Raw genomic sequence first — 7,947 nt, forward strand, 5'->3', positions numbered from 1 at the left:
GGGCAGGGGGTGGGGGACTTACTTGACCAGGGACTTCCAGTCCGGGGACTGCGCCGGGTCCAACTGGCGCATCTTCTCCAGGACCTGGGGATCCTGGACGTCCAGCCAGTCGGCGAGCTGCTTGAAGGTCACGCAGCGCACGCCGTCGCGTTTGCACACCGACTTCATGACGTCCTCGACGGCCTTCATATAGATGCCGCCGTTCCAGTCCTCGAAGTGGTTGCCTATGAACAGCGGCGCCCGGCTGCCGTTGTAGACGCGCTCGAAGCCGTTGAGATAGCCGTCCCTGGTGAGCTTGCGCCACTGCTCGTACTTGGCCGGGTCGCCCTTGGTGTTGTCGCCGGACTGGTTGTAGAGGAAGTTGAAGTCCATGGAGAGGACCTGCCGCTCGGTCCCGGGGTAAGGGACGAGCTGCAGCGGGAAGTTCCAGATGCCGTTGATTTTCGACGGCCAGAGCTGGAAGTCACCGGGTGAGCTCGCGTCGTAGCGCCAGCCGAAGGACTTGGCGGCCTTCAACAGGTTCTTCTGGCCCTCCAGGCAGGGGGCGCGGCCGCCCGCGAGTTCCTTCTTGTAGTCGAAGGGCAGGGGAGGCAGGTCCTTGTATCCGGTATTGGTCTTCCAGTTCTCGACGAAGGAGTAGGACTGCTCGATCTCGCTCTTCCACTCGACGACGCTCCAGTCGCCGCCGCCCTTGGCGCCGCAGAAGTGCCCGTTGAAGTGCGTGCCTATCTCGTTGCCCTCCAGCCAGGCCCCGCTCAGCTGTTCCAGGGTGTCCCGGATGTGCTGGTCGGTGGCGTACGAGATGGCCATCTCGCCGCGTTTGTGCCGCGGCGGCTGGTACAGCGACGCCTTCGACTTGGGCAGCAGATAGGCGCCGGTGAGGAAGAACGTCATCTGGGCGTTGTTCTGCCTGGCGACCTCACGGAAGTGCGAGAACTGCTCGTCGTCGCCCTGGAGCGCGCCGTCCCAGGAGAACACCACGAACTGCGGTGGCTTCTCGCCGGGTTTGAGCTTCTCCGGTTTGGGCCGGTGTGGCTGCGGGCCGGTGGAGGACGTCGAACCGTCGCCCAGGATCCGTACCTTTCCGTCCCACTTCTCCTCCGGGTCCACCGGCTTCGACCCGGACGGAGCGGGGGCCGGCGAAACGGACGGAGGAGCGGACGAGGGACGGGCGGAGGGAGGGAGCGCGGCCCTCGTCCCGTCCCCACCGGATCCGCAGCCCGACAGCGGCCCGAGCACGAGGGCGGTCCCGGTCACCAGGACCACCGCGCCGCGCGCCGTACGCATCAGGTGCGGTAGGCGTACCACTTGGTGAACGGCAGCGTCACCGAGAGGCTCAGTATCGACCGCCGGTAGGTGTCGAAGGAGTGGTACGTCAGATACGGGATGCCGAGAGCGTCGCGGTACGTCACCAGCATGGTGTGGTCCTTGGACCCGTCACGGTCGAAGTCCGCCTGGAGGACGTCCCCGACCTCCATCTGGTAGACGTACTTCAGCGGCTTCACCCGGTTCGAGTTCTGCGCGAACCAGGACCACTCGTTGACGCCGGTCCAGGAGTCCGACTGGGTGTCGGCCCCGTACCACCACTTCGTGTAGTCGCCGGCCTTGCCGGGGGCGTGCTTCCAGCCGCCGGCCTTCAGCGCCTGGCTGACGAAGTTGGTGCAGTCCCCGCCGTTGCCCAGCGGGTACTTCCGGTAGGCCGGGTTGTAGTTCTTCCAGTACTTCTCGGCGTAGTCGGCCATCGCCTTGTAGTCGAGGCCGGTCGCCTTGTTGTCCTTCGGCAGCCGCTTCACGAACGGCCAGACGCTCGCCTCGGGGGCGTTCGGCATGTCCCCGGCGCCCGCCTTCGCGGTCACCTTGGGTACGGCCGGCGCCGGGGCGTTGATCTGCGGCATCTCGTCCAGTGACGTGACACCCACGAGCTCCCACGCGCCGTTCTTGGCGGCGAAGCTCAGCTCGTGGTGGGCCTGGAAACCGGTGTCGTCCGGCTCGTCACCGCGGATCTTCCGGTAGGTCAGCCGCGTGGTCTCGGTCACCCGCATCGTGGCCTTCTTGCCGTCGACGCTGGTCCGGTCCACCGCGACCCGAGTGTCGCCGGCGGAGTACGCCTCGCCCAGGGACCTGAGCTTCCTCTTGCGGTCGTGCAGCGAGGCCACCACAGACTTCTCCGATCGCTTCATCGCGGCCGAGAGGTGCACCTGCTTCGCGGGCGGCGGGGTGGTGTGCCCCCGCACCTTGCCGTCGACGATCGCCGCCGTGCGGTCGGTGAGCACGACACCCGCGATGCGGCTGAAGGACTCGGCCGTCGTCTTGTCCACGCCCCCGGGACGCGTCACCGCCCCCGCGGCGGACGCGGGTACCAGCGCGGCCGAGACCGCTATGGAGGCGACCACCCCGGCAGCATATCTGAGCGTCAATGATTTCACAGGACTCCTTTCTCCGTCCGTCCCATTTCGAGCCGGACAGCGGAATCCTCGCACAGGCATCCGGAATGGCAACCCCGGATCGGGAAATTTTTCCGGGCGGAATTCCACTTACATCTGACGCGCAGTCAATTTCCTTCACTTCCAGCGCGGTTGAGTCCATCGTCGTGGCTGGTACGGACTAATTCTTCGGCATTTCCGCACCCGCTACGGGATTACCGCAATTCCCTTGCGGGTTTCCCGCAACCGGCACTGGCCCAATCCTTGATGTGATGTACACCATTCACGTCACAGTGCTGAATCAGGTATTCCTTTCGCGTCCCACCGTGCAATGATCCAGCCAGGCCCACCGGGAAAGTCGGGCCGCGTTTCGACGACCTTCGAGGTCGTATGCCTCTTGCCTCGTCCCATCCCACCGGTACCTATCGCGACGTCCCTCCGGCCTCGGGTGCCCGAGGCCCCCACGCGTTCCCGGTGCTCGCGAACAACCCTCTTGCCTCCCGGAGTGCCCGTGTCCACAGAAACAATCCTGGGCGTCAGCCCGTTCGGCGAACCCGACCCGCGCCTGGTGGCGGCGGTCTGCCGTGCCGGCGGTCTGGGCGTGCTCGACCTCGGAAGCGGCCGGCGCCGCGCGGCCCGCGCGGCCCTCCAGCTGGTGCGGCAATGGATGCCGGGCCCCTTCGGGGTGCGCGTCGGGGCGGGATGCGCGCTCGGGCCGGACGACCTGGCGGCCGACGGGGGCGTGCACACCGTACTGCTCGGCGCGGATGCCGGGTCGGCCCCGGGCGACCTCGCCGGCCGGCACCGCGTCCTGGTCGAGGTCACCGACCACGAGTCGGCCCTGGCGGCCGCGCGGGCCGGGGCGCACGGTCTCGTCGCCCGGGGGAACGAGGCCGGCGGACCAGTCGGCGAGCTGAGCACCTTCGTCCTCCTCCAGCAGCTGGTGGCGGACCCCGAACTCGGCCTGCCGGTCTGGGCCTGCGGGGGCATCGGGCCGCGCACCGCCGCGGCCGCCGTCGTCGGCGGTGCGGCAGGCGTCGTCCTGGACACCCAGCTGGCGCTGCTCGACGAATCCGGCGTCCCGGAGGAGGTGGCGGCTGCCGTCCGGGCCATGGACGGCTCGGAGACCGTAGTGGCCGCCGGCCACCGGGTGCTGCGCCGCCGGGGACCGGACGCACCGCTCCTGCCGGACGACCCCGACGAGGTCGCCCGGCTGCTGGGCACGGACGATCCGCGTACCCGGCTGCTCCCCGTGGGCCAGGACGGCTGCCTCGCCTCCTCGTTCGCCCGGCGCTGGGGCGATGTGGGCGCGGCCGTCCGCGGCGTCACCGCCGCCATCCGGGAGGCCGTGCGCGACGACGCCGCCGCGAAGGCGCTGCTGCGCGGCTCCCCGATGAGCCGGGCGATGGGCACCGCGCTGCCCATCGCCCAGGGACCCATGACCAGGGTCAGCGACCAGGCGCGGTTCGCGGCCGCCGTCGCCGGCCATGGCGGGACGCCCTTCATCGCGCTGTCCCTCGCCGGGCCGCTGGAGACCCGGACCCTGCTCGAGCAGACCCGCGACGAACTGGGCGAACTCCCTTGGGGCGTGGGCATCCTCGGCTTCGCGCCCGCGCACATCAAGGCCGCGCAGCTGGAACTCGTCCGGGAGGCCCGGCCCTCCTGCGCCGTCATCGCGGGCGGCCGGCCCGCGCAGGCGGCCGAGCTGGAGGCGGCAGGCGTCGACGCCTTCCTGCACGTGCCCTCGCCCGGGCTGCTCCGGCAGTTCCTGGACTCGGGCGCGCGCAAGTTCGTCTTCGAGGGCTCGGAGTGCGGCGGCCATGTCGGACCGCGTAGCAGCTTCGCGCTGTGGGAGGCGCAGGTTGATGTGCTGGAGGAGTTCCTGGACACGGTCGAGGGCGCGGACCCGGCGGAGCTGCGGGTGTTCTTCGCCGGTGGCGTGCACGACAAGCGGTCGGCCGCGATGGTGGCCGCGCTCGCCGCGCCGCTGACCGCCCGCGGAGTGGCCGTCGGACTGCTCATGGGCACCGCGTACCTGTTCACCGAGGAGGCGGTGGACCGGGGTGCCGTGCGGTCGGTGTTCCAGCAACAGGTCCTGGCGGCACGACGGACCGAGCTGCTGGAGACCGCACCCGGCCACGCCACCCGCTGCGTGAGCAGCCCGTTCACGGAGGAATTCCGCGTCACCAAGAAGGAGCTGCAAAGGAGCGGCGTCCCGGAGCGGCAGGCATGGGAGCGGCTGGAGCAGCTCAACATCGGGCGGCTGAGGATCGCCAGCAAGGGCGTGGAGCGGACCGGCGAATCGCTCACGGAGGTCGACAAGGCCCGGCAGCTGACCGAAGGCATGTTCATGGCCGGCCAGGTGGCCGTGCTGCGGGCCGCGGTCACCACCGTCCCCGAACTGCACACCGCCGTCAGCGCGGAAGCCGCCGGCTTCTTCGTCGCGCGCGCCCGGCGGCTGCGGGAGAGGTTCCGCCAGGACACCCCGGAACGCGCCCCGGCCCCGCTCGACATCGCCGTGGTCGGCATGGCCTGCATGTTCCCCAGCGCGCCGGACCTGGCCGCCTACTGGGCGAACGTGGTCGCGGGCGCCGACGCGGTCGGCGAGGTGCCACCGGAGCGCTGGGACCCGGAGCTGCACTACGCGCCCGGAGCGGATGGAGCCCGCACGGAGTCGAAATGGGGTGGCTTCCTGCCGGACATCCCCTTCGACCCGCTGCGCTACGGCATCCCGCCGTCCTCGCTCGGCAGCATCGAGCCGGTGCAGCTGCTCGCGCTGGAGGCCGCGCGGCGGGCGCTGCGCGACGCCGGCTACGAGGAGCGTCCCTTCGACCGCTCCAGGGCGTCGGTCGTGTTCGGGGCCGAGGCGGGCAGTGACCTGTCGAACGCCACCACCGTGCGCACGGTACTCCCCGCCTATACAGGGGAACTGCCGCCCGGGCTGGACGAGCAACTCCCGCGGCTGACGGAGGACTCGTTCCCGGGCATGCTGGCCAACGTCATCGCCGGGCGGATCGCCAACAGGCTCGACCTGGGCGGTGCGAACTTCACCGTGGACGCGGCCTGCGCCTCCTCGCTGGCCGCGGTGGACGTGGCGTGCAAGGAACTGGCCGCCGGCACCAGCGACCTCGTCCTGTGCGGAGGCGCGGACCTGCACAACGGGCTCAACGACTATCTGCTCTTCTCCTCGGTGCACGCGCTGTCCCCGACCGGCCGTTCCCGCACCTTCGACAGCGCGGCGGACGGAATCGCGCTCGGTGAGGGCGTCGCCTGCGTCGTGCTCAAGCGGCTGGCGGACGCCGAGCGGGACGGTGACCGTGTCTACGCGGTCGTCAAGGGCGTCGGCAGTTCGAGCGACGGCAGGTCCCTGGGGCTGACCGCACCCCGCCCGGAGGGCCAGCGGGCGGCGCTGGAACGGGCCTACCGCCATGCCGGGATCTCCCCGGCCGAGGTGGGTCTGCTGGAGGCGCACGGCACCGGGACGGTGGTCGGCGACCGTACCGAGCTCACCACGCTCACCGAGGTGTTCACCGAGGCCGGGGCGGCTCCGGGGGGATGCGCGCTCGGCTCGGTGAAGTCCCAGATCGGGCACACCAAGTGCGCGGCCGGACTGGCCGGTCTGATCAAGGCGGCCCTGGCCCTGCACACCGGGGTCAGGCCGCCCACGGCGCAATTGACCCGGCCCAACCCGGCCTGGGAGGCGGAGAGCAGTCCGTTCGCCTTCCACACCGTCGCCCGCCCGTGGGCGGCCGCACCCGGTGAGCGGGTCGCCGGGGTCAGCGCGTTCGGCTTCGGCGGCACCAATTTCCACGTGGTGCTGCGCGGGCACGAGGCGGGGCCTCCGCCCCGGCACGGGCTCGACGCCTGGCCGGCGGAGCTGTTCGTCTTCCACGGCACCGACCGGGCGGAGGCCGCCCGGGAGATCGGCCGGCTGCTGGGGCTGGTCGCGGAGAACGACCGGCAGGGCCGTTCCTGGCGGCTGCGCGACCTGGCGCTGAGCGCCGCCCGGCGCGCCGACGCGTCCGGGAAACCGGCCTGGGCGGCAGTCGTGGCCCGTGACCTGGAGGAGCTGCCAGGGCTGCTGGAGCGGGCCCGGGAGGGCGAGCACGATCCCCGGGCGGGGATCTTCGGCGCGAGGCCGGACGGATCGGATGGATCGGTCGGATCGGTCGGATCGGACGGGCCGGGCGGCGAGGTGGCGTTCCTCTTCCCCGGCCAGGGCAGTCAGCGTCCGGACATGCTCGCCGAGTTGTTCATCGCCTTCCCGGAGGTCCAGCGGCATCTGCGGACCGGCCGCGAGTGGGCGGACATCATCTTCCCGCCGACCGCCTTCGACCCCGGCGCCGAGGAGGCACGGCGCGCCCGGCTCACCGACACCAGGGCCGCGCAGCCCGCGCTGGGCATCATGGGGCTGACCGTGGCCGAGCTGCTGGGCCGGGCCGGCGTCCGGCCCGCGACGGTGGCCGGGCACAGCTACGGCGAACTGGTCGCGCTGTGCGCGGCCGGGGCGTTCGAGCCGGAGACGCTGCTGGAGCTGAGCGCGGCGCGCGCGGAGGCGATCCTGGCCGCCGCCGGCGCGGAGCCGGGAACCATGGCCGCCGTGGCGGCCGGGCACGAGGACGTCGCCGCGGAGCTGCGGGCGGCCGGACTGGCCGACCGGGTGGTGGTCGCGAACCACAACGCACCCCGGCAGACGGTGATTTCCGGCCCCGCGGAGGCGATCGGCGCGGCGGTGCGCCGGCTGCGCGAGCGGGGCCTGGGCACCAAGGCCGTGCCGGTGGCGTGCGCCTTCCACAGCCCCCTGGTGGCCCCGGCGGGCGAGCGGTTCGCCGAGGTCCTCGCCGCCCGGCAGGTGGCCGCACCGGAAATACCGGTGTGGGCGAACCGGACGGCTGCCGCCTACCCCGGGCGACCGGACGACATACGGTCCGAGCTGGCGGCCCAGATCGGTTCCCCCGTGCTCTTCGCGCAGCAGATCGAACGAATGCACGAGGCCGGCGTCCGGGTCTTCGTGGAGGCCGGGCCGGGTTCGGTGCTGACGGGCCTGGTGGGACGGATCCTCGGCGACCGTCCGCACATCGCGGTGGGGTGCGAAGGACCCGAAGGCACCGGACTGCGCGGTCTCCTGAGCCTGCTCGCCCGGCTCGCCGTCGCCGGCGTCCCCGTCCGCACCGGCTGGACGCACCGCGGGCGCGACAGCGTCGAAGCCGTCCTCGGGGCCTGCCCCGACCGGCCCGGCTGGATCGTCAACGGGCACCTGACGCGCACCAGGGACGGCGGCCTGCTGTCCGGCTCGCTCGCACCCGCCCGACGCATACCGATGGAGGAGATGACAGTGATCCGGGCCCAGGACGGTGGCACGGCGGACGACCGTGACCGCATGGTCCACGAATTCCTGCGCACCAGCCGGGAGCTGGTGGCGGCGCAGCGCGACGTGCTGATGACGTATCTCGGCGGGGCGGCGGGTGTGCCGCCGGCCGCGCCGGCGGCGGTACCGGCCACGCCGGTGCCGGGTGTGCTCCCG

3 protein-coding genes are annotated in these 7,947 nt (G+C 71.7%); 1 reads left to right on the plus strand and 2 read right to left on the minus strand.

From position 1 onward, the window contains the following. Positions 1-18 precede the first annotated feature (18 nt). Both K6I33_RS27715 and K6I33_RS27720 read right to left on the minus strand, forming a co-directional pair. The gene (locus tag K6I33_RS27715) at positions 19-1,287 is read right to left on the minus strand and encodes a hypothetical protein (protein WP_229357271.1); all 1,269 of its coding nucleotides are present in this window, start codon (positions 1,285-1,287) and stop codon (positions 19-21) included. Further along, on the minus strand, positions 1,287-2,393 hold the full coding sequence (locus K6I33_RS27720; protein ID WP_229357272.1) for an amidase domain-containing protein: 1,107 nt from the start codon (positions 2,391-2,393) through the stop codon (positions 1,287-1,289). The genes K6I33_RS27715 and K6I33_RS27720 overlap by 1 nt, the downstream gene beginning before the upstream one ends. 541 nt (positions 2,394-2,934) lie before the next feature. Between K6I33_RS27720 and K6I33_RS27725 the strand changes: the two genes are divergently transcribed. Further along, on the plus strand, positions 2,935-7,947 hold a 5,013-nt coding region (locus K6I33_RS27725), incomplete at its 3' end, for a type I polyketide synthase (RefSeq protein ID WP_229357273.1).

The organism is Streptomyces sp. UNOB3_S3, from assembly GCF_020740895.1.
Lineage (GTDB): Bacteria > Actinomycetota > Actinomycetes > Streptomycetales > Streptomycetaceae > Streptomyces.

Excerpts from the sequence above, each read along its gene's own strand:
- K6I33_RS27715 (WP_229357271.1), bottom strand. The coding sequence starts at position 1,287 with ATGCGTACGGCGCGCGGCGCGGTGGTCCTGGTGACCGGGACCGCCCTC.